Origin of the sequence: Bacillus sp. 7_6_55CFAA_CT2 (assembly GCF_000238655.1) — a bacterium.
GTDB lineage: Bacteria > Bacillota > Bacilli > Bacillales > Bacillaceae_G > Bacillus_A > Bacillus_A cereus.
Map to the genome: position 1 here is coordinate 1,716,716 of NZ_JH414708.1, position 23,502 is coordinate 1,740,217.

Genomic DNA, 23,502 nt, shown 5'->3' on the forward strand with positions numbered 1-23,502 from the left:
TTTTTATTTTGACTTTGTTTAATGTTAAAAACAGTTTCATTTGAAATGCAAATACCAATAAATTGCAACTTCATCATTTTCAATATCCAAACCTTTATAAACAAGAAAATCACACCCACCAATTACAAATCCGCATTTTTCATAGAACTTACATGCTGCGACATTATTATTTTGCGTTTCAAGCATGATACCTGGCATATTTCCTTTTTTTGCCCACTGCTTTGCTTGATCAACTAATCTTTTACCAACTCCGAGTGTACGATATTTTTTATCTACCGTTATATCTTCTATGTAAGCATAGTGGTTCCAATTCTTTTTCAATACCATTAATCCAATGATTTGGTTATGTAACAGTGCTATGTAAATGACTTGATTAGGTTTATTTATATATTCATTGTAAGCCAGTTCTTCATTATCATCTTGATTTTGTAAATAACTTTTTTCATAACTTGGAACGTCTTCTACTGTATATTCTATACGTTTATTTCCTTTGGAAAGAGAAAGAATTAACCGAGCATTCACTATAAAACTGTCATCAATCTCCGGGAGATTATCTAAATCATTTGTTTCTAACTCTCTAATTACAAGGTTCATCGGGGCACCTCCACATAATAATATTTCTTCTAGTTCTTCATTTGGTTCAAATGAATTCCAATTACAAAATTATAATAGAATTTCAATAGTACGGCTATCTTTGTATTTTATCTTTATACCAGTATGTTGTTATCTTGATATAAAAATATTGTTTAGAAAGAGTAGTATCTTTTATTTTGGATGTATATCCAGTTTTCAAATTTAACTGTAGTAGAGAAACAAATATTTTTTAAAGAGTGGATGCCATACGTTATTCTTTAACTAAATTCGACATTATCTGCATTTTATCTTCACCTTCCTCTATTAATCTATTTATTGTAAACATCAGCTGGAGTTAATGCTCAGCTGTATAAATAATGAATATAAAAATTAATAGGGAAAGGATCGAAAAATAATGAAAGAATCACAAAGTAAGAAAAAAACAAGTCGACTAACTAAGGTAATAATATCTCTAGGAGTTGTTTTAGCAACGACCTTTTTCACCTTCTTTTTAATAGGAAAATGGAACTCTATCCCAGCGAAGGGAATAGCTAACGAAAGTAGTAATCAAGTTAACACGCAACAACAAGAAAAGAAAAAAGAAACACCACCAGCAAAACAGAAAAGACCTGATGGAAAACCGGTGGGAAAGGTTGTTTATTTAACATTCGATGATGGTCCTAGCGAACTAACTGGGAAATTTTTAGATGTACTAAAAGAGCAACATGTTGCTGCGACATTTTTTATGCAAGGTAGCAATTTACAAAATACAGGTTTTCAGGAAAACGTAAAACGAGCGGTAAAAGAAGGACATTATATTGGTGCTCATAGTATGACACATAATAGTGATAAGCTATACAAAAAAGGACAATTTGTACCGGAGATGAAAGAAACGTTAGCTCTTATCCATAATATTACGGGTACAACTCCTAAATTAGTTCGTCCGCCATATGGATCTGCACCAGGATTAAAGGGCGAGGAAATTCGTAACCAAATTGTAGAAGCAGCAATAAAAGTTTGGGATTGGACAATAGACTCAAATGATTGGAAATTAAAAGATAATCCAACTCAGATTATCGATAATGTAAAGAAACAGACAACAGAAGAAGTAGAAGTTGTTTTAATGCATGAAAAGGCGCAAACATTACAAGCCCTTCCTGAAATTATTAAATTTTATAAAGAGCAAGGGTATGGATTTGGGGTATATAATGACGAGGATCATTTTCGTCTAAACTTCCAAAAAGATCAACGTCTATAGTATAAACATAGTTATTTTAAAAAGGTGTTTTTATTACTAAATCAATAATTAAGCCAAAAGTCGATTTCCTATACGATAAAGAAATCGGCTTTTTTTATAAAGTTGACTTTTTAATCAAAAAGGTTTATTCTACTTGTGCAAGTAACGACTTGCATTCGGGTTTGGATAAAGATTATGTGAAAGTTGGATGAAACGTGAATGAAATGACAAATACATCAGAACGTATTATTGAGGCTTTTTTAGAACTATTTCGTACTCATGGCTATAAGGGAACGACGACTCGCTCGATTTCGGAATTAGCGGGCGTAAACGAAGTAACAATCTTTCGGAATTTCGGAAGCAAAAAGAATATTATGGAAAAAGCTGTCGAATCTTTATCGCGTGATATGGAATTGAATAAATTAATGCCTGGAGAGATGACTTGGAATCTTGAAGATGACTTGCTATCTATTGCAGAAGGATATCTTGCATATATAGAAAAGTTAAAGGATTTAATTTTGATTAGTTTTCAGGAAGCTGAAATGTTCCCAGAGCTTAAAGAAAAAATTGCATTAATTCCTAAACAATTAAAAGATAATTTGGTTTCATATTTTATTGAGATGAGAGAAAAGGGAAAGCTTATTGAAACTGATATGGAAGCTCAGGCGATGAACTTTATTTGGATGAATTTCGGTTACTTTCTTTCTAACTCACGCTTCGGGGACAATTTATTTTCAAATTCAAAAGAGAATTTTTTAAAACATAGTGTCCAACTATTTTCTAGGGGGCTAACTCCCTAGGTCTTTTTTTACACCGGATGCAAGTAAGCACTTGCTATAATAAAACAACAAGGAGTACGACAATGAAAACTTTAAAAAATTTCTTTAAATTCCCCCCAACATTCATTGGAATTGCAACAGCATTTGCCTTTCTGTTAATTTTCTTTTGTGTGTGGATGACTGCATACGATGGTGTTACTGATCGGGTAAACCAATTAAAAATCGGATTAGTTAATGAAGATAATCAAATGGGAACTGATATTGAAAAAAGCTTGAAGGAAAATCTGCCCTTTAAAGTTAAAAGCTATAGCTCGGTAACGCACGCCCAAAAAGACATGGATAACAGGAACTTAGATATGGTTATTCAAATTCCTGCAAATTTCTCAAGCCTATTGAAAGAAAATAATACTACAGAGATTAACTATTTCATCAATCAAGCAAACTCATCTTTGGCAAAACAGATTATGGAAGGCGCGGCAAAGGATATTACGCAAACAGTTAATAAAAACGTATATGCGTATAAACAAAAGTTTATTTCATCTAACCTATCTAACGAACTAAGTACAGTGATACCGTCAGAAGAATTGGCCCAAAAGTTATCAGAAAACATTACGAAAGCTGTAAGTTCATTAAACATTGATTCTGTGCAATCATCTGTCGAAAAAACAAACAATACAGATGGCTTTGCAGCAACCATGATTCCATTTTTAATTGTTCTTGCTTCATGGGTTGGAGCGATGCTTATGAGTTTAAATCTTAATATTGTTGCAACAATATTAAAAAACACGCACGGAAAATGGTCTATATTTTTATCAAGACAAGTTATTAACATTGTCGTATCTGTTATTTTAGCTATTATCACGTTATTATTAATGACCTTATTTAATGTTAAATTGAATACAAGCTTGTTTGAAACATGGATCTTCCAAACTCTTGTCTTTTTCTCTTTTTTAAGCGTAACGCAAATGTTTATCGTTCTATTTGGTCCTGCTGGTATGATGTTTAATATCATATCGCTGTCAGTACAATTAGTTACTTGTGGAGTAATTGTTCCAAAAGTGTTGATATCCAATTTTTACCAAATTGTCGGTTCTCTTTTCCCTGGAACTTATGTAGCTGACGGATATCAAACAATAATTTTTGGTGGGGGAAATCTATCACACGATATGAATATTCTTCTTTGCACTTCAATTATTACCATTCTTATAGCGGTGGGGAGAATTATGCTGCAAAGAGATAGTAAAAGTGAATTGATCAAACAAACTGCCAACAGATAAAAAGCTTATATTACATGTGAAGTGCACCCTGATTGCTAAACAAAGTCTAACAATCGAGGGGCACTTTTTTTAGTCAAATTCTCTTAGCGTACGAAATTCGCGTTTTTCTCCGTAGCGAAATAGGGCTCATATGCTCTAACCTCATTCTATTAGTAAATAGCCTGCAATCATTGTCCTCTGTACATGAAATAAATTTGGTTTGTAATATAATCTGAACTAAAATGAAGTCCGTTTTTTATCCACCACATAATGATTCCTACCAATGAAGCGGTTTTAATCTCAATGGCAACATAATCTTCGGGTAGCTCTGTCTCACTATTATTTCTGCGCGTTTCTACTAATTTCTTTATTAATAGAAATAATTGTTCCTCAAAATGATTCATATTAAATAAAACAGATAAATAATTTCGATGAATATATAAATAATCAAGCAATTGTGTTAGCTGTTGTTTTTCTGATAAATTGCTTACGTGTATTAAAGCGGTAATTTTATTAGAAAGTTCGTTTAAAATTTCATCAGTGAGTTGCATGAGTAAATCCTGAATATCTTGATAGTGTAAGTAAAATGTTGTCCGATTTAATCCAGCTTCGTTTGCAATTTTCTGGACTGTTAAATTTGAAATAGTGGATTCCTCTTGTAAAAGGGAATAGACGGCATTTTTAAACATTTCTCTTGAACGAAGTGTACGAGGATCCTCTTTTTTAGATGTAGACATTTTGAAACTCCTTTATAGATTTTTCTTTGACTTTCTCGACATAGCATATTTTCAATGTCGATTAATGAACATTTTTAACAAAATTGTTCATGGTCAGGAATATGTATCTTTGTTACTATGAATTTTATCGACACTGTGTCGATAATGCAACTATAGAAAAAGGGAGTTTACAAATGGAGAAGGGAATAACAGAAAAAAATAAGAAAATTTTATTACTTGTACTAATTGCTGGATGTTTTTTATCAACATTAAACCAGACGTTACTTAATGTGGCAATGAGTAAATTAATGGAAGTATTTGATGTTACAGCTACAACTGTACAATGGTTAGCAACAGGTTTTATGCTCGTAAACGGTGTTTTAGTGCCAATTACGGCATTTTTAATGAAACGTTTTACAACGAGGCAATTATTTATTAGCTCAATGATTTTTTTATTGATCGGAACATTACTATGTGCCGGTGCCATCAATTTTGGCATGTTATTAACAGGAAGAATGATTCAAGCAATTGGGGCAGGAATTATTATGCCGCTCATGATGACAGTTATTTTATATTTATATCCTAGTGAAAAGCGCGGGAGTGTTATGGGAACTATCGGCTTTGCTATGATTTTTGCGCCAGCCATTGCTCCAACGTTATCTGGTTTTATCATTGAATATGTATCATGGAGATGGTTATTTATTGGATTAGCTCCATTTGTATTCATCGTCATTATTCTTGCGCTAAAATATTTAATGAACGTTGCAGATACGACAAAAGCAAGATTGGATATTGTAAGTGTCATTTTATCAACGATTGGCTTTGGTTGCGTTTTATTTGGATTCAGTAGTGCAGGAAGTAAGGGATGGGATCACCCGATTGTTATTACGACAATTATTACCGGGGTACTTGTTACAACGCTATTTTGCTTACGTCAAATAAAGTCTAACGATCCATTATTAAATTTATCCGTATTTAAGTATAAAATTTTTACTCTTACATCAGTGATCAATGTACTTATCACGATGATTATGTATGCTGATTTAATTCTTTTACCGATTTACTTACAAAACGGAAGAGGATTTACTGCATTTGAATCAGGTTTACTTCTATTACCTGGAGCGGTCATTAATGCATTCTTATCACCAATTACAGGTAAAATGTATGATAAATACGGAGCAAAACCACTCTTTATTACAGGGTTAGTATTTATCATTATTTCGATGTGGGGGGTAATTGATTTAACTGAATCCACAACGTATATGTATGTAATGGTGCGTACTATTCTTTTACGGATTGGGTTAAGTTTCATTTCAATGCCTTTAAATACAGCAGGACTAAATGCTTTACCTAGAGAATTAGGTTCACATGGTTCAGCCGTAAATAATACGGTTCGTCAATTAGCTGGTGCTATTGGAACAGCTGTTGTTATTACTATATATACAACTCAAGCAACTTCACACGCTTCAGAGTTATCTTTAGAAAATGGAAACATTACAGCTATTCAACTAGCGAAATTATCCTCTATTTTCGGCTCAAGCGATGCGTATCTATTCATGTTATTTTTATCTTTCGTAGCATTAATCTTTGCATGTTTCATGCCTAAAAAAGTGGCAACTCAAAAACTTGAAAGTAAGGCAAGTAATTAGAATGGTTTATAGAGTTGTTTAGAAAGTATATGATGGAAGAAAAGCAAGTGATCTAATAATTAAGGTCATTTGCTTTTCTTTTTGTTTATGCACTTAACTGTATTTTGTAAAGATATTAAAGGAGACATGAAAAAATCCACCTACAACAATTAAAAGATTGATTGAAACAATATAAAAAGGACTCGTAAATTTATCCCACTTTAATGGGTAGTAAGACCCCTACCTCAAAATTCAGAGAAAGCAAAGAAGTTAGGTAGGGGATCAACTGCCCATAAAAGTCCGATTGGTGAGGGCTGATTAAAGTTTCACTTTATAAGAGTTCTTTTTTGTAATTGCTATAATTTCTACTTAGGAATTGAAAATAAAATTAATCCGGATTATTATATTGTTATTGTAAATTTATTTTATTGAAGGAGGATACATAGATGAAAAGCTCAAAAGGCTCTATTGAATCAGAGATAAGCAAAGCAATTACTCACTGGGAAAAGGACTACCTAGGACGCGGGTCTATATCCGTTAAGACAGATATATTACGGGATATGATTATCGTAAATTTACAAGGTGTTTTAACGCCGGCTGAATATAGTGTTTGCGAAACAAAAGACGGTATGTTAACGATAAAGAAAAATCGTTCGGAGCTAGTTGAATCTGGAATTGATGATCTGAAAGAGATTATACTAGAATTAACTGGAGAGAAAGTGAAGAGCTTTCATACGGATATAAGCTCCCGTACAGGCGAACGAGTAATGATTTTTAAATTGCTTCATAATCTTGAGGAGAAATTTTAAAAATACCTTAAGGTTAGTGGAAGGATTAAGAAACCTACAAGTTTTGCACTTTATTAACAGGCTAATAATTAAAAACTTGAAGTTATTTAGGTATAATAAATCTTAATTCTAATAACTCTTAAAAAACGGATAAATAAATTGACAAACTGCTTAATATGGTTTATCTTATAATTGTTTTAAAAAATTGATAGATGCTCATTTTAACAGCTTGCTATAATTAAGGCTTTAGCATTTTTTTAATATGTAATATTGACTAAATGAAAAAGTTTCTTAATTAAAAGATAGCGTATAACATAAATTGATATATTGATTGCATAATCTAGGAGATCAGAAATATACATTTCTTTTTAACAGGAGTAATACATACATTATTATCCTCTATAAAATGGGAGCTCTTCAAAAAACTTTATTGAAGTTAGTTGAAGGGAAACCGACAATCTCCATAATTCAATGATGATATAAAATCATTGAATTATGGAAGTTGTCGGTTTTTTTTATGGGAAAAAACGATGCACTAAAAAGAGTGAATGAAAATTAGTAAATTTAAAAAATTATCTTAATTAAAAGGAATTTTTATAGGTTATTTTCGCTTAGAAGGGAGTATTTAACATGTTAATTTCGCTGAGTTCATCAACACTGTTAACATTATTTTTTATGGCGCTTAGTGCTTCTTGGCTAAGTGGATTATTGTTTTTACATGCAAGGATGCCTTTACGTTTTGTTCATATCCATATTGGTATCGCTGCTTTGCCTTCATTGATTTCTTTACTCGCACTTGTTAATAACAATGGAGATAGAGTTGTGGGGCCTTGGCATCTAGATACTTTAGCTTGGTTAATGGCTTTCTTTGTTCTTACAATTGGTTTAATCATTCAGCGTTTTTCTGTACGTTACTTAATGGGAGACCGCTCATATCGAAAATACTTTGCACTTTTTACATTTACTACAGGTGTATCTTCGGTTGCATGGTTAAGTGACGATCTTCGTTTCATGATCATTTGTTGGGGAGCAACGCTTATAGGATTGGTTCTACTCATAGGGCTAAATAAAGGGTGGAAAGTAGTTAGTGAAGCAACTAAAATCTCTGGCTATTTATTTACAATAAGTTGGATTGCGTTGCTATCAGCTATCATTTGGCTTTTTCAAGTAACTGGACAGTGGCAATTAACATCAGTTTTAACGAATGAAAATGTAGCGCTACATGGAACATTGGAGAGAACAGGAATTAACTTATTAATTATATTAGCGGTGATGATTCCAGCAGCACAATGGCCTTTTCAAAGATGGTTAATTGAGTCCGCTGTTGCTCCAACTCCTGTTTCTGCTATTATGCATGCGGGTTTAGTAAATGCTGGCGGTATCATGTTAACTAGATTTTCACCTCTTTTTCATGATGATATTGCACAAATCATTTTACTTATTTTCTCTAGTATTTCTGTCTTGATAGGTACAGGAATTAGTTTAGTCCAAGTTGATTATAAACGTCAGCTAGTGGGTTCAACTATTGCACAAATGGGATTTATGCTTATTCAATGTGCATTAGGCGCCTATTTAGCGGCTGTTATTCATTTAATTTTACATGGTTTGTTTAAAGCTACACTGTTTTTACAAGCTGGTTCTTCAGTGCAACGTTTTGGGGTAGTGAATCAGTCTAATGAAAAGATGTCCAATTTATGGATTATAGTCGGGCGTGTTTTAGGATTATTTATAGCAATTACTTTCTGGTTTATGACTTCTGGAGAGGGGTATCAACTAGTTAGTGCGTTAATCTTAGGCTGGTCACTATACTTTTCATGGAAACAGCTTGTTGTTTTTGGAGAGGGAAGAATGGGACGAATTGCTGGCGTAATTGTTTTGATTGGATTTTCTCTCATTTACTTTACCGTTCATAATTCTCTTTATAAATGGTTGCATACTGATATTTATCAAAGTGTTCAACCTTCAGCTCCAGCCGTTATCTTTGTTATATGTATTTTACTATTTAGTAGTGTTACTAGTACTTTCGTTACTCGTCATCAATCTTCTACTTTATTCGCTGTACTTTATCTTTGGTTAGTTCGAGTAGGTGAGGCGAGAAGAAAATCAGTAGAAAGTCACCAAAGCTATCTGAAACATTATGTATCAAAGGGAGGTAATTCGTGATGAGCATATCGTCAATATTAAAGAAAGATACAAACATTGATATGCAAGAAAATAATATAAATGATTTAGTTGCATCTGCTAGCCGAGTTATTGCACCACTTTGGCCTATCTCTACGTTTGCAGCTCACCACCCTTGGATGGGACTTGAAAAGCAATCATTTGAACAAGTCGCAAATTGGCTAAAAGAAGCTCGTAATGTGGATATGTATCCTAGTACTTCCATGATTCATTCGGCAAAAGCGAAAGGTGAGATTGAGGAATCATTTTTACAAAGTAGTTTGTCTCGTTGGCTGGATTCACAATCTTTTCATATTCCGCGAGAGAAAGCAGAGCGATTTTGCCAAGCGGCTTTAAAGTTAGAAAAATTACCTTCTAGTCTATTATCATCGCCAGAATTAAATAAACTGGCAGACGAAATGAGTTATATAAATACAGGGAGTATGAAAGCCTCTGTTATGCAGCCAATAAGTTCGCTTATAGAGAATCAAAATAGTGAAAACCTATCTGATATTCTTAATTATCATATCATTAAATGGTGTAAATTATATCTTGATGACTCCGGATCAAGTTGGACGATGCCAAATCGAGAGAAAGGTTTTTATCGTGCATGGCAACACCTTATTACATTTGATCCAGCGCTCAGTAAAAATGAGCGTAAAGTTTTAAAAGATTGGCCACAAGATGCCGAAGTAGCTTTAGCGAGAGCGTTATTTGAACTAGGAATTTCTGAATCTAACATACAAGCTTATCTTGAAGGGCACTTACTTTCTTTACCTGGGTGGGCAGGAATGATACGATGGCGCTCACAACAATCAATTCAGGAACAGGGGCTTTTAATAGAATATTTAGCAGTTCGAATTTCTATGGAGCTGGCTATTGCAAAACCTTATTTACCTTTAAAAAATCAAAAGGTTGAGAAAAAAGTTTCGATCGTCCCACTTATAGCTTCTTGGATCTATTGGGGGAATATTTCAACACGGGAATGGTCACAAATGTCTGCAGCTGAACAAAGCGAATTGTTAGCATTTGCATATCGTTTTGATGAAAATATTCGCAGGAAACTTTGGCTGGAAGCTTGGGAACAAACGCATGCAGAGCAATTAAGAGAGAAGATTGCTTCTAAACAATGTGCAACCAATGATAAAAAGCGTGTATTAGCTCAATTAGCATTTTGTATTGATGTACGTTCAGAACCGTTTCGTCGCCACTTAGAAAAACTAGGTCCGTTTGAAACGTTTGGAATAGCTGGTTTCTTTGGGTTACCAATTGCGACTAGTGAACTAGGTAGTAATGACAGCCATCCTTCTTTGCCAGTTATACTGAAACCGAAGCATCAAATAAAAGAGCTTACAGATGAAAATGAATTTAAATCTTATGAGCAACGTAAGAGGGTAGGCAGTTCGGTGCGTTATACATTTAAAACGATGAAACAGAACGTACTGACAAGTATGGCGCTACCTGAGTTAAGTGGTCCTTTACTTGGTCTACAGATGGTGACAAGAAGCTTTGTCCCAAGAGGAGTTGGTGGTTTCATTCGTAAACTTCGTAAAACTATGTTACAAAAACCTGATACAACATTCTCGCTTAATTATGTTCATGACACAAAAGGTGAGATACCTATCGGTTTTACGAAAGAAGAAAAAGTGAACTATGTGCGTCAAACTTTAAAAATGGTGGGACTGACAGAAAAATTTGCTCCTTTAGTTGTAATGTGTGGACATAGTAGTCAAAGTACGAACAATCCTTATGCGGCAGCACTTGAGTGTGGTGCTTGTGGAGGCGCAGCAGGGGGATTCAATGCAAGAGTTTTCGCTACTTTATGTAATCTTCCAGAAGTAAGAGAGGCGTTGTCTGCTGAAGGCATTAACATTCCTGAGGATACCATTTTTGCAGCAGCTGAACATAAAACAACAGTGGACGAATTGGAATGGATTTACGTCCCAGAACTTTCGAAAACTGCGCAAGAAGCGTTTGATTGTATCGAGACGATTATGCCAAATGTGAGCCAACATGCAAATAGAGAACGTTTAACGCAATTACCTAATTTTAAAACGAAAATAAAAAATCCGAGTAAAGAGGCGCATCGATTTGCAGAAGATTGGAGTGAAATACGTCCAGAATGGGGATTAGCGCGTAATGCATCTTTTATTATCGGAAAGCGTGAATTAACTCAAGATTGTGACTTAGAAGGTAGGGCTTTCCTTCATAATTATGATTGGAAACAGGATGAAAGTGGAGATATATTAGCTAATATTATTGCAGGACCAGGAACAGTTGCGCAGTGGATAAATCTACAATATTACGCATCAACTGTAGCTCCTCACTATTATGGTAGTGGAAATAAAACAACCCAAACCGTAACGGCGGGTCTCGGTGTTATGCAAGGGAATGCTAGTGACCTGTTGCCAGGCTTACCTTGGCAATCCGTTATGCAGTCAGATAGTGAGACGTATCATTCACCACTTCGTTTACTAATTGTCATTCAAGCACCTATTGAATATATAGAACGTTTGTTAAATAATGATTTCACATTTCGAGAAAAAGTTCAAAATGGATGGGTTAGACTTGCAAGTGTTGATCCAGAGGGAAGCTGGAAAAACTGGTAACAATTATTATTGTTACTAGCTTAAAAGTTTCATAAATACAATAATGAAGAAAGGGTGCTCCATATGAATTCAAAGAATAAAAAAGTTTTATTATTAACAGACATTGAACACGGAATAGAGCCTAGTATCCAACAAGTAACTAACATTCAACAAGAAAACATGTTGACTATACACAGCTATGATTCTGTAATTGTACATCCTTATGGAGATATAATGAGATCTATTATTATTGCTATTTATCAAGAAAATGTTAAAGAAATTTTTGTTGTCGGAATAGAGGATAAAAAAACTTCTTCAGTTAATCTACAAACTCAACGTGATTTCATAAAAGATAATATAGAATTAGACTATCTCTTTAAAAATTGCATGCCTGAATTTTCAAGTGGTAGCCTTAATCAATGGCTGAGTGGACAAAAAAATGTTAGTGAAAATATTGAAAAGAGTATAGATATGATCCGTCATCATCCATTAGTACCTTCTGATATTGAAGTTCATGGTTTCATAATTGATAGAACGGGTGAAAAAGAAACGGTTGTTAAAGTTTCTGCTAATAAAGTACTGAAACAAATGGATTTTTATGTGTAAGTTATCGATAGATAAGCAACTTTTATTTGGACTTGTGTCCTTTACAAAGAGCAAAAGAAATCTTCTATAAATGGGGATCTTTTGCTCTTTTTGTTTGAATTTTTAATGTGTTTTATAGGAGATACCTAATATGTACATAATAAAAATATATAACTTTTCGCATAAAATTTTAAGGACGGATTAGCAGGCGGAAAATAAAAATTTATGTTGTGATTTATTTCAAGATTATTACTAAAAAGAATGGAGATTCTTTAATTATGAGAATAAAACAGTTAAAACCTAAAGTGATATGGAAAAAAAGAATGTTGCTAACTCTTTTTATTGTTTTCGGATTGATTATTGCGGGGGTTGTTTTTTGGAATGTTTCACCTATTCCGAAAGCGTTTCTCATAAAAAAAGCATTTGAAGGTGGAATGTTTGTTCAATCTAATAATTATAAAAACGCTCTAAAAGAGACACGAATTGTTAAAGATATCAATTATAATTCTAAATTTCCTGATGGTACATTAGACATTATTTATCCCAAAAATTTTATAGGGAAAACACCTGTTATTTTTTGGGTGCACGGGGGTGGATTTGTAGGTGGAGATAAATCAGACATTACTGGTTATGCAGTAGAATTAGCTGCTCGTGGTTATACAGTGATAAATATAAATTACGCTCTTGCTCCTAAAAGAAAGTATCCTACACCAGTACTACAACTTGGTGAGGCTTATGAATATATAAAAGCAAATGCAAAGAAATATAATGTAAAACTAGATGACCTATATTTTGCAGGAGATTCTGCGGGAGCGCAAATATCTGGACAATTTGTTACTATTCAAACATCTCCAGATTATGCGAAATTAACCGGGATTGACGCTGTTGTTGCTCCTTCTACAATTAAAGGTATACTGCTATTTTGCGGCCCGTATAATATGCCTGCATTAGCTAAAATGGAAACATCCAAAGAAGTGCAAAACTTTATGCGTACTACTGGCTGGGCTTACTTTGGGAAAAAGAAATTTGAAACATTACCTGAAATGGAAATCGCCTCTATTTATAAACACGTTACAAAAGATTACCCACCAACGTTCATCACAGATGGAAATACTGCATCATTTGAAGAGCAAGGTAAAGCATTAGCTTCTACTTTACAAAATAAAGGAGTATCTGTAGATACACTTTTCTTTGATAAAAATATCTCTGGCGAGTTAGCACATGAATTTCAATTTAAAATGAACACTCCAGCAGGTGAAGAAGCTTTTAACCAAGTTCTTAAATTTCTAAATGAAAATAAATAATATATATACTATTAACTTTTTATAAGCTTAGTTTAATACCATATATGGGTGAACAAAATATTGCATTAATAATCTAATGGTAGCAAAAATAAATTTGATAAGAAGTATATAGTAAGAATGATTTGGAGATACAGATGGGGATATAACTATTTTATTTAGGACGGTGCACTTTAAATGGATTTACAGAAAGGGAAATTATATTGGAACACAACTTTTTCTAATACACCTTCTTATCCTCGGTTGGAAGAAGATATAAAATGTGACGTACTAATAATAGGAGCAGGAAGTTCAGGTGCTCAATCAGCATACTATTTGAGTGAATCAGATTTAAATATTGTTGTCGTTGATAAAAGAAAGGTAGGACACGGGAGTAACCTTACAAATACAGCACTTATTCAATATTTAGGTGACAAGATGTTTTTTGAACTTGTAAATACATTTGGAGAAGAGTATGCAGTTAAGCATATGAAATTATGTGAACAAGCTATTAATGATATTGAATATGCTGATCAAAACTTGCCTTATTGCTCTGATTTTAAACGACGTGACAGTTTATATTATGCAAGTTATGAAGAGGATATAAAGAAATTAGAAAAAGAACTGTATTATTTACATAAGCATGATTTTAAAGCGACTTGGCTATCAGAGGAACAAATTGGACAGAGATATCCATTTAAAAAACGTGCAGCTATTTATACGTATAATGATGGTGAAATAAATCCTTATAAATTTACACATAGTTTATTAGAACAAGCTTCTAATAAAGGAGTTCAAATTTATGAAGATACAGAGATTGTTGGCAAAAAGTTAGAGAAAGAATGTGCTATCTTTTATACAAAGGGGGGCAATTCTATTACTGCCAATAAAGTAATTGTGGCTGCAGGATATGAAGGGTTAGAATTTAAAAAGGAAAAGAACGCTACACTGATTAGCTCATATGCAGTTGTTACTAATCCTATAGAAGATTTATCTTCTTGGTATAAACGTACTCTCATTTGGGAAACTGCGAGACCATATATTTATATGAGAACTACTGCAGATAACAGGATTATTATAGGTGGGTTAGATGAAGATACAAACATTGCTCAAGAAAGAGATTCAAAATTAATCCATAAAAAAGAGAAATTAGTAAATGAATTTAATAAGCTCTTTCCCAATATAACAGTTGAACCTGAATTTTATTTAAGTGCTTTTTATGGTGGTACTCATGATGGTTTACCTATAATTGGAATGTATGAAGAGTTTCCAAATTGTCACTTTATCTATGCGTATGGAGATAATGGATTAGTATATAGTATGGTGTTTTCTAAAATTGTTCGAGATATAATTATTAACGGTTCAAGTCCGGATTTGAATTTATATTTACAAACTAGACCAAAACTAAATGAGTAAGCTACATGTATGCAAAATCAAGGTAGTATAAAAAAGTAATAGTTTTTACGGTTTTAATTACTTTATATAGGAAGCAATTCTACAATTATAATCTCTCCAATATATTTGGGGGGATTTATTTTTTTTTAATGATTTATTGAAAAATAGTCTAATTAGACTATAATGAGTATATAGTTTAATTAGACTATTTATTTTGTTGAGTGTGAAAAAAGGAGGAAAGAGGTATGGTTGCAAAAGAGAGCAACTTACGCTTAGTGATAGCTGGGTTAATGCTAGGTATTTTAATGGCTGCAATGGATAATACAATTGTTGCCACTTCAATTGGTACAATTGTCTCAGATTTGGGTGGATTGGATAAATTCATCTGGGTTACTTCTGCTTATATGGTTGCAGTTATGGCGGGTATGCCTATTTTCGGGAAATTATCTGATATGTATGGTAGAAAGAGGTTTTATATTTTTGGTTTATTAATCTTCTTAATTGGTTCTGCATTATGTGGTACTGCGCAAAGTATTGTTCAGCTAAGTATTTATCGTGCAATTCAAGGTATAGGTGGGGGGGCACTGATGCCAATCGCCTTTACCATTGTATTTGATATTTTTCCTATTGAAAAAAGAGGGAAAATGACTGGGTTATTAGGGGCCGTATTTGGTTCTTCAAGTGTATTAGGACCTTTATTAGGTGCGTATATAACAGAAAATATAAGTTGGCATTGGATTTTTTACGTCAATATTCCAATTGGTCTAATGTCATTAATTTTTATTTTAAAAGCTTATAAAGAAAATAATCCACCTACTAAGCAAAATATTGATTGGTGGGGGGCGATAACACTCGTCATAGCAGTAATTAGCTTAATGTTCGCTTTAGAATTGGGAGGAAAAGAATTTAAGTGGGATTCGATACAAATCATTGGGTTATTTGCATCGTTTATTGTATTTTTTGTTGGCTTCCTATTGGTAGAAAGAAAAGTGAAAGATCCGATAATATCATTTTGGATGTTTAAGCGTAAGGAGTTTGCAATATCACAAATTATTACGTTTTTCTATGGAGCAACATTTGTTATTTTAACAGTATTTATTCCTATTTTTGTTCAGGCTGTATATGGTGGAACAGCAACTAATGCTGGATTAATTTTAACCCCAATGATGTTAGGTTCTGTAGTAGGTAGTGCAATTGGTGGAATATTTCAAACGAAAATTAGTTACCGCAACTTGATGTTATTATCTATAATATCCTTTGGGATAGGTATGTATTTGTTAGGAACGATGGATCCACAAACAAGCCGTGTACTTTTAACGATATACATGATTATAACGGGGTTTGGAGTTGGATTTTCGTTCTCTTTGCTTCCCACAGTTTCTATTCATAATATGGAACCGAGATTCCGTGGTTCAGCTACTTCAACAAATTCATTCTTTCGTTCACTAGGTATGACAATTGGAGTAACGATTTTTGGCTCCATTCAAAATAGTACCTTTACAGCTAACTTAAAGGATGCTTTTAAGGGAATAGAACATGGTTCCAGCATGTTAAATAATCTAGGTGATCCGAGTGCAATATTTCGCTCAGATGTAAGGTCCAGTATACCTACTTTTATTCTTGAAAAGGTTATAGCTGCTATGTCATCTTCCATTACTACTGTTTTTCTATTAGCTTTAATTCCAATTATCGTTTCGTTTATGGCAATATTATTTATGGGGAATGTCAAAGCTGGTACAAAGGATAATAAAGTGAATTTGAAGTTATAAATTTTATAAAACAAAAAGATTCTTTACTTATTTTTAGCTTATACTATTGGTATAGGTTATTAAGGAGTGGAGAGTTATGAATACAAAGCTTTTTATGCTGGGTCTTCTTATGGAGAAAAATAGGCATCCGTATGAAGTCCAGCAACTTTTAAAAAATAGTGAAATGAAATATTATATAAAAATTACTAAAGGCTCTTTATATTATACATTTGAGCAACTTGAAAAGAAGGGTTTTATAGAGGTTGTTGATATTATTCGTAATGAACAACGTCCTGAACGGACTATTTACGGTATTACTAAAAGTGGTAAACAAGAATTTGAACATTTATTATTAGAGCAAATGATAAAGAAAGAGGATATGCATCGTCCTATATATGAAGCGCTACTTTTTGCACAATATGGGGAAGAAGAATTAATTCTAGAACAGCTAAAAACTAAAATTTCTCAACTGACGTTATATCTTACTACCCTTCAAAAAGTATATGAAGAGAAGTGTGGAAAAGAGAGTGTAGCTAAGTTATATATATTATCTAGTGTCATTTTACATTTAAGAACAGAGTTAAAAGTTTTACAGAGTTTATATAACACTATAAAAAATGAAAAGATAGATAATATTGGAAATGATGTACTTAGAGAGATAGAAAATCAATGTTTATAGTGACAGATATTATAAAATAAAGAAAAGTATAATATTTTAATTCATAAATTAAAAACGTTAATTTGGACAGGTCTAATAGTATAGGGAACTGTCCATTTTTAATATGTAAATTCTCCATTCAATGTTAAGAAATCTTAATATTTTTGTAGGGTGAAAATTAAGATTTTTTCAGTAGATTGATTGTATGTTCTAAATTAACATTGGAGAGGAATTTATGAATGTTATTTGTTTTATGTAAGAGTATGTGAAGCGGCCTCGGATCGTAGGGGCTTTTTACCCAGTTCAAATCAACTTGCAAAACAGATGGTTTAAAAAAAGCAAAGTGTATTATTACGCATTAACGGGTAGTAAGACCCACATCTCAAAATTAAGTGGAAGCAAAGAAGTTAGGTGGGGGGCGGGATTCCCGTAAAAGACCGATTGGTGAGGGCTGATTAAAGTTTCACTTTATACGTGTAAGGTAAAACTAAATGTATAATACTACAGCATAGAACGAGATGTCAGAGAGGAAGAAAATATGATGCAGAAAGAAAAAATTTTAATTGTAGATGATGATATAGAGATAAGAAAAATCGTATCCATTTATTTAAAAAATGAAGGGTATGAAATTATAGATGCATCGGATGCTATAGAAGCTTTAGAAACTTTAAGAAATACAACAATTGATTTAATCATTTTAGATATTATGTTACCGAAAATGGATGGCATAGAGGCTTGTTTAAAAATAAGAGAACAATATCAAATGCCTATAATTTTTTTGTCAGCTAAAGATGAGGATATAGATAAGATCCAGGGATTAATGAGTGGGGCAGAAGACTACATTACCAAACCGTTTAATCCACTTGAATTAATGGCAAGAATTAAATCTCAATTACGAAGATATCGTGTTTATCAAACAGAAGAAGTAAAACAATTTATTCATGAAATAGGCCATCTTAAGGTAGACGAGGAGACAAGACAAGTTTTCATTAGAAATGAAGAAGTAAGGTTAACTCCAAAGGAATTTGACATACTTTCTTTATTAGTGAGAAATAAAGGAAAGGTTTTTAGTGTAGAAAAAATATACGAGATGGTCTGGGAAGATTCATTTTATAAATCAGATAATACAGTCATGGTTCATATTACTAAAATACGGGAAAAAATTGAAGAAAACCCTCGTCAGCCTGTTTATTTAAAAACAGTATGGGGAGTTGGCTATAGAGTATGATCGATCGTACGAAATTAAGGGATAATATATTCTTTTCTACACGCTTAAATATAAAGCTTATTTTAATTTTTTTGCTCTGTTTCATCGTTGCGGTTGTTACTTTTTTTCTCATAGCAATGAAAAGTGCAAATCTACTTTCTTATAATCAACAGATTGAAAAAGAAGCCGAAATAAGGGAAATAGCGATAGGGATAACTAATGATATACAAAAGCGTAATTTGGAATCTGGGCATATAGAACAAGTTATACCGATGATTCAATCTATCCAAAAGAAGAATGAAAATTTAAGGTTTTTAGTATTAGATTATAAAGGCCATATTATCTATCGTTCACATAATTTTCAATTGCAGGATAATCTCCCACAGGAATTATTACAGGAGAAATTAAATGTTACACCAAACGTCAGAAATCCTTTGTTTGAGAAGTTCATATTGTTTGTTTCACCAGTTTCATTTCAAGATGGAATTGGATATGTAATGGTACAATCTCCAAATTCGAATAAAACAATCTCGCCAACTCAATATAATCAAAATCTATTACTTGCTTTGGTAAGCAGTATATTAATTTTCATCCTTTTATTTTTGCTGTTTATGATCCCTATTACAAGATACATTAAAGAAATTGAACGAGGTATTCAAAAGATTGTAAAAAAAGATTGGAAACATTCCATACGTGTTAAAGGAAAAGATGAATTATCTTCTTTAGCTTATAATATTAATTGGATGGCTAGTCAATTAAGGGAGCGTTTTGAGAAAGAGAGAGCAATTGAGAAAGGTAAAAGTGAATTTATTACTAATATTTCTCATGATTTGCGTACCCCTTTAACGTCTATTATTGGATATTTAGCATTAGTAAATGAAAAACAATATCGAAATAAAGAAGAATTAGAAATGTATATTCAAAATACGTATAATTTAACATTAAAATTAAAAACTCTCATTAATGAATTGTTTGAATACACAAAATTATCTTTACCTGATGTTAAGTTGAGAAAAGAAAAAGTAGAATTGGGCAATTTGTTAGGTCAGCTAGTAGGAGAGTATATCCCGATTTTTGAAAAACAGCAATTAATTGTTAAACTAAATATCATTAATAAGGATATTTGGGTATGGGCAGATATAGAAAAACTGGTGCGTGTATTTGATAATTTACTATCTAATACTGAAAAATATAGTTTTTCAAATTCAACAGTAATAGTGGAACTAAAAAAAGAAGAAGATAAGGCATTTATTTGTATTACAAATAAAACAGATCATCTTGAAGCACAAGAATTAAGCAAGATGTTTGAGAAGTTTTATCGAGTTGATAAATCACGGTCGAGTCAAATACATGGATCCGGAATTGGTTTAGCAATTGTAAAGCGCACAATTGAATTGCATGAGGGTAAAGTATGGGCTGAAAGTCATGGAAATAGTCTTACGATACATGTAGAATTACAACTTTTAAAAAATGTTTAAAAACTATTTAAGAATTTTCATTATGTAACTAATATAAATGCTTAAATAAAGCATTTATAAATAATAGTAGGCTTCTTTTGGTAACCATTGCATGAATGCCATGCCCAAATGGGGAAATCTATAGTAAAGTCAATACCTTTCTGTTTCATGTGTCTTACAATGTATTTATATGCTGTGCAATCTTCTTTACTAACAAAAATAGGATTGGCTATAAGCTTACCTTCATTCAAAAGTGTATTTATAGCATTTTGGTTTTGAAAAGTCCATAGGATTGTTGAATCAATAAATGTATTTAAGTTTGATTGTTTATCAAATTGTTTTTTCATCTTTCGCTCCATTTTCTTTTTTATTTTGCAGAATTAAGAATAAATATGACTAATCGGACAATAAGAAATACCTATGTTAGATACAATTGTAAATGCTTATTTAAAGTAACAGCAAGGAATAACCTTTGTATATAGAGTGTACAATACATGCAAAACAGGATTAAAGAAGATTTTAAATATAATATGAAATAGTACAAAATAAGAATTTGATATATCTTTTATATATAAACTATTAATTGAAGTTTGTAATTACACATTATAGTTAGTATACTAACTATATAATTAGTGTGCTAACTATATTGGGGGTTATATGAATAATTTAGGCTATTTATTACACAAGGTAAGTATAATGACGAAAACAGAATTATCAAATCAATTAAAAGAATATAAAATAACAGCTCAGCAATGGTCTGTGTTAAAGGATATATCTCTTTATCCAAATGGAACCACCCCAGCTATGATTGCTGAAAGGCTCTTAGCAGACCGTCCAACAGTAACCGGGATTATACAAAGATTATTGCAAAAAGAATGGATTCTTATAAAACATAATCCTAAAGATAAACGGTCACATTTAATATTTTTAACAGATGAAGCTAAGACATTAATACAGGAGATAGAAAATGTAAGCGATGAAGTTATAAAAAATGCTACAGCTAGTATTCCTAAAGAGGAAGTAGAAAATACAGTTCGAGTTTTGCAAAGTATGATTCAAAATTTACAAAAAAATAAAGGGTGATTAAAATGATTTTAGTAACAGGTGCTACAGGGAATGTAGGAAAAGAGGTTGTAAAATGCCTAATAAAAAGAAATGCTACTTTCAAAGTCACAACGCGCAGTAGAGAAACTGAAGGAGTGTATTTTGATTTTGAAAATCCTTCATCTGTAAAGGCGGCTTTAACAGGTGTTACTAAAATCTTTCTAATAAGACCACCACATCTAGCTGATGCAAAAAAGTATTTCCAGCCTGTTGTAGATGCCGCAAAAGAAATAGGTATAAAACACATTGTATTTTTATCTTTATTAGGTGTAGAAAAAAATCCGATAGTACCTCATGCTAAAATTGAAGCTATGATAAAGGCTTCTGGGATCCCTTACACATTCCTAAGACCGAGTTTTTTTATGCAAAATTTATTATCACAACATGGTGATGAATTAAGAAATAAAAAAATAATTGAAGTACCTGCTGGTAAAGGGGAAACAAGTTTTATAGATGTACGGGATATTGGAGAAGTTGCAGCTAAAATATTAACCGAAGAGGGACATGAATTTAAAGCTTATTCTTTAACGGGAAATGAGGCATTAACATATTATGAAGTTGCTGCTATTATTTCAAAAATAATAAATAAAGATATTACTTATACAAATCCAAGTATATTTAAATTTAGAAAAAGAATGATTCAAAAGGGACTTAACAGTGACTTTATTTGGGTTATGATTGGAATATATACAACTGCAAAATTAGGGTTAGCTAAAAAAGTCACATCAGATTTATCGAATTTACTAGATAGAAGTCCAATAACTATGGAAACGTTTGTTTACGATTACAAAGAATTATTAATATAATAATGCAAAAGTAAAAAAGAGGATTATTCACATAAAGAATCTATTATGTTTTAAGAGTAAGAGGGGATAGCTATGCAAAACAAAATTATCGTTATGTTTCAAAAAGATTTTCGTTTATATGATAACCCAGCTCTATTTGAGGCTGTTCAGTCCGGGGAGGTTCTTCCGGTATATGTACAAGATGAAACTTTTTCAATAGGAAGTGCGGCAAAGTGGTGGTTACGCCATGCTATAATGGATGTCCAAAAGCAACTTAAGGCATTGGGCTCTACTTTAATAATCCGCAAAGGAAATACACAGGAAGAAATACTTTCTCTCATAAAACAATTAGATATAACGGCTGTATATTGGAATAGTTGTTATGATCCAGACAGGTTAAAATCTAATCAAAAAATGAAAATGATATTAGAAGATAAAGGTATTATTTGTAAGGAATTTAATTCGCATTTATTATTAGAACCGTGGATTATAAAAAAGAAGGATAACACTGAATATAAGGTGTTTACGCCTTTTTACAATGCATTTCAAAAGCAGGTAATACCTAAACCTATTAGCAGAGTACAGAGTATAAAGTGGGGAAGCTCTTTACCAGCAAGCTTATCTGTCTCAGAATTACACTTGTTGCCGACTATACCGTGGACATCTCATATGGAAGCAATATGGGAGCCTACAGAGGAAGGGGCATACAAAACATTTAAGAAATTTTTCTCTAGTAAATTAGCCTCTTATAGTGAAGGAAGAGATTTTCCAAATCAAAATGCTCATTCAATGTTGGCGCCATATCTTTCATTTGGCCAAATATCAGTGAAGTTAATGTATCACTACTTAATAAATAAAAGTACCGAAAGACAATGTAGTTTTTTTGAAAAACAAGTGATTAGTTTTATACGTCAATTAATTTGGCGAGAGTTTTCTTATTATTTACTATATCATTATCCATTTACAGTATATAGACCTCTTAATAAGAGCTTTGAAAATTTCCCGTGGGATAAGGAAGAGGAGTTATTAAGAGTATGGCAAAAGGGGAAAACGGGTTATCCGTTTATTGATGCGGGAATGCGAGAACTATGGCAAACAGGTTTTATGCATAACCGGGCAAGAATGGCTGTAGCCTCTTTTCTTGTAAAGCATTTGTTAATTCCGTGGCAAGAAGGAGCAAAATGGTTTATGGATACACTACTAGATGCTGATATTGCAAATAATACAATGGGATGGCAATGGGTTGCTGGAAGCGGAGCAGATGCATCACCGTACTTTCGTATTTTTAACCCCATCACACAAGGAGAAAAGTTTGATAAAAATGGAGAGTATATAAGAAGATGGGTACCAGAATTAAGAGATATCCCAAACAAATATATACATAAACCTTGGGAAGCGCCTGCGCATATTTTACAAAAGGCCAATATAAAGCTTGGGGATACATATCCTTATCCGATTGTTGATCATAAGGCAGCACGAGAGAGAGCCCTTTGTGCATATAAAAGTATGAAAGAATTTGTATAAACTAGGTTAAACAATATGTATTTGTAATTTAAAT

Annotated in this window: 19 protein-coding genes and 1 pseudogene; 17 read left to right on the forward strand and 3 right to left on the reverse strand. The window is 32.5% G+C overall.

Translation table 11 applies throughout. The features are described 5' to 3' along the window. Positions 1-36: 36 nt before the first annotated feature. Entirely contained in the window at positions 37-594 is a 558-nt protein-coding gene (gene satA / locus HMPREF1014_RS08805; RefSeq protein ID WP_001054991.1) for a streptothricin N-acetyltransferase SatA, read from the reverse strand. A gap of 394 nt (positions 595-988) precedes the next feature. Here satA and HMPREF1014_RS08810 point away from each other — a divergent pair, with 394 nt between their 5' ends. The 3 genes from HMPREF1014_RS08810 to HMPREF1014_RS08820 all read left to right on the forward strand — a co-directional run bounded on the left by HMPREF1014_RS08810 (position 989) and on the right by HMPREF1014_RS08820 (position 3,866). Next, positions 989-1,831 carry a polysaccharide deacetylase family protein gene (locus HMPREF1014_RS08810; protein ID WP_000665172.1) on the forward strand — a complete coding sequence of 281 codons (843 nt, stop codon included), beginning with the start codon at positions 989-991 and terminating at the stop codon, positions 1,829-1,831. Positions 1,832-2,025: 194 nt separating this feature from the next. Beyond that, positions 2,026-2,610, forward strand: coding sequence for a TetR/AcrR family transcriptional regulator (locus tag HMPREF1014_RS08815; protein ID WP_001004646.1), 585 nt, complete (start codon positions 2,026-2,028; stop codon positions 2,608-2,610). 62 nt (positions 2,611-2,672) lie between these two features. Beyond that, positions 2,673-3,866: a YhgE/Pip domain-containing protein gene (locus HMPREF1014_RS08820; protein WP_000854136.1), complete on the forward strand. Its 1,194-nt coding sequence runs from the start codon at positions 2,673-2,675 to the stop codon at positions 3,864-3,866. A 167-nt stretch (positions 3,867-4,033) separates the two neighbouring features. Here the strand turns inward: HMPREF1014_RS08820 and HMPREF1014_RS08825 are convergent, their stop codons facing one another. Beyond that, positions 4,034-4,582, reverse strand: coding sequence for a TetR/AcrR family transcriptional regulator (locus tag HMPREF1014_RS08825; RefSeq protein ID WP_000107858.1), 549 nt, complete (start codon positions 4,580-4,582; stop codon positions 4,034-4,036). A 173-nt stretch (positions 4,583-4,755) separates the two neighbouring features. On the opposite strand from HMPREF1014_RS08825, the gene HMPREF1014_RS08830 reads away from it, so the two are divergent. The 11 genes from HMPREF1014_RS08830 to HMPREF1014_RS08880 all read left to right on the forward strand — a co-directional run bounded on the left by HMPREF1014_RS08830 (position 4,756) and on the right by HMPREF1014_RS08880 (position 20,076). Beyond that, positions 4,756-6,210, forward strand: coding sequence for a DHA2 family efflux MFS transporter permease subunit (locus HMPREF1014_RS08830; RefSeq protein WP_000410726.1), 1,455 nt, complete (start codon positions 4,756-4,758; stop codon positions 6,208-6,210). Positions 6,211-6,635: 425 nt separating this feature from the next. Then, on the forward strand, positions 6,636-6,998 hold the full coding sequence (locus HMPREF1014_RS08835; protein WP_000842548.1) for a Na-translocating system protein MpsC family protein: 363 nt from the start codon (positions 6,636-6,638) through the stop codon (positions 6,996-6,998). Positions 6,999-7,607: 609 nt separating this feature from the next. After that, a complete protein-coding gene (locus tag HMPREF1014_RS08840) occupies positions 7,608-9,140 on the forward strand; it encodes an NADH dehydrogenase subunit 5 (protein WP_000908924.1) in 1,533 nt (510 codons plus the stop codon). Further along, on the forward strand, positions 9,140-11,746 hold the full coding sequence (locus HMPREF1014_RS08845) for a DUF2309 domain-containing protein (protein ID WP_000028354.1): 2,607 nt from the start codon (positions 9,140-9,142) through the stop codon (positions 11,744-11,746). Before HMPREF1014_RS08840 ends, HMPREF1014_RS08845 begins: the two co-directional genes overlap by 1 nt. 63 nt (positions 11,747-11,809) lie before the next feature. Further along, positions 11,810-12,331 carry a carbonic anhydrase gene (locus tag HMPREF1014_RS08850; RefSeq protein ID WP_001086250.1) on the forward strand — a complete coding sequence of 174 codons (522 nt, stop codon included), beginning with the start codon at positions 11,810-11,812 and terminating at the stop codon, positions 12,329-12,331. 257 nt (positions 12,332-12,588) lie between these two features. Further along, the gene (locus HMPREF1014_RS08855) at positions 12,589-13,614 is read left to right on the forward strand and encodes an alpha/beta hydrolase (protein ID WP_001220686.1); all 1,026 of its coding nucleotides are present in this window, start codon (positions 12,589-12,591) and stop codon (positions 13,612-13,614) included. 174 nt (positions 13,615-13,788) lie between these two features. Continuing rightward, positions 13,789-15,006, forward strand: a complete 1,218-nt coding sequence (locus HMPREF1014_RS08860) for an NAD(P)/FAD-dependent oxidoreductase (RefSeq protein ID WP_000365644.1) — start codon at positions 13,789-13,791, stop codon at positions 15,004-15,006. A 224-nt stretch (positions 15,007-15,230) separates the two neighbouring features. Next, entirely contained in the window at positions 15,231-16,754 is a 1,524-nt protein-coding gene (locus HMPREF1014_RS08865) for an MDR family MFS transporter (RefSeq protein WP_000225814.1), read from the forward strand. Between the two features lie 76 nt (positions 16,755-16,830). Beyond that, entirely contained in the window at positions 16,831-17,412 is a 582-nt protein-coding gene (locus HMPREF1014_RS08870; RefSeq protein ID WP_001093176.1) for a PadR family transcriptional regulator, read from the forward strand. A gap of 520 nt (positions 17,413-17,932) precedes the next feature. After that, entirely contained in the window at positions 17,933-18,619 is a 687-nt protein-coding gene (locus tag HMPREF1014_RS08875; RefSeq protein ID WP_001168370.1) for a response regulator transcription factor, read from the forward strand. Positions 18,620-18,735: 116 nt separating this feature from the next. Next, positions 18,736-20,076, forward strand: a complete 1,341-nt coding sequence (locus tag HMPREF1014_RS08880; RefSeq protein WP_134995522.1) for a sensor histidine kinase — start codon at positions 18,736-18,738, stop codon at positions 20,074-20,076. A 65-nt stretch (positions 20,077-20,141) separates the two neighbouring features. Here HMPREF1014_RS08880 and HMPREF1014_RS08885 read toward each other — a convergent pair. After that, a pseudogene (locus HMPREF1014_RS08885) lies at positions 20,142-20,402 on the reverse strand (DUF3841 domain-containing protein); the annotation flags it as partial. 310 nt (positions 20,403-20,712) lie between these two features. Between HMPREF1014_RS08885 and HMPREF1014_RS08890 the strand changes: the two are divergent. From HMPREF1014_RS08890 to HMPREF1014_RS08900, 3 genes are all read left to right on the forward strand, one after another. Further along, positions 20,713-21,138 (forward strand): MarR family winged helix-turn-helix transcriptional regulator, encoded by a 426-nt coding sequence (locus HMPREF1014_RS08890; protein ID WP_001061038.1) that lies wholly within the window; start codon positions 20,713-20,715, stop codon positions 21,136-21,138. Positions 21,139-21,143: 5 nt separating this feature from the next. After that, on the forward strand, positions 21,144-21,965 hold the full coding sequence (locus HMPREF1014_RS08895; protein ID WP_000604771.1) for an SDR family oxidoreductase: 822 nt from the start codon (positions 21,144-21,146) through the stop codon (positions 21,963-21,965). Between the two features lie 72 nt (positions 21,966-22,037). Further along, positions 22,038-23,468 (forward strand): cryptochrome/photolyase family protein, encoded by a 1,431-nt coding sequence (locus HMPREF1014_RS08900; RefSeq protein ID WP_001179988.1) that lies wholly within the window; start codon positions 22,038-22,040, stop codon positions 23,466-23,468. The last annotated feature ends 34 nt before the right edge of the window (positions 23,469-23,502 follow it).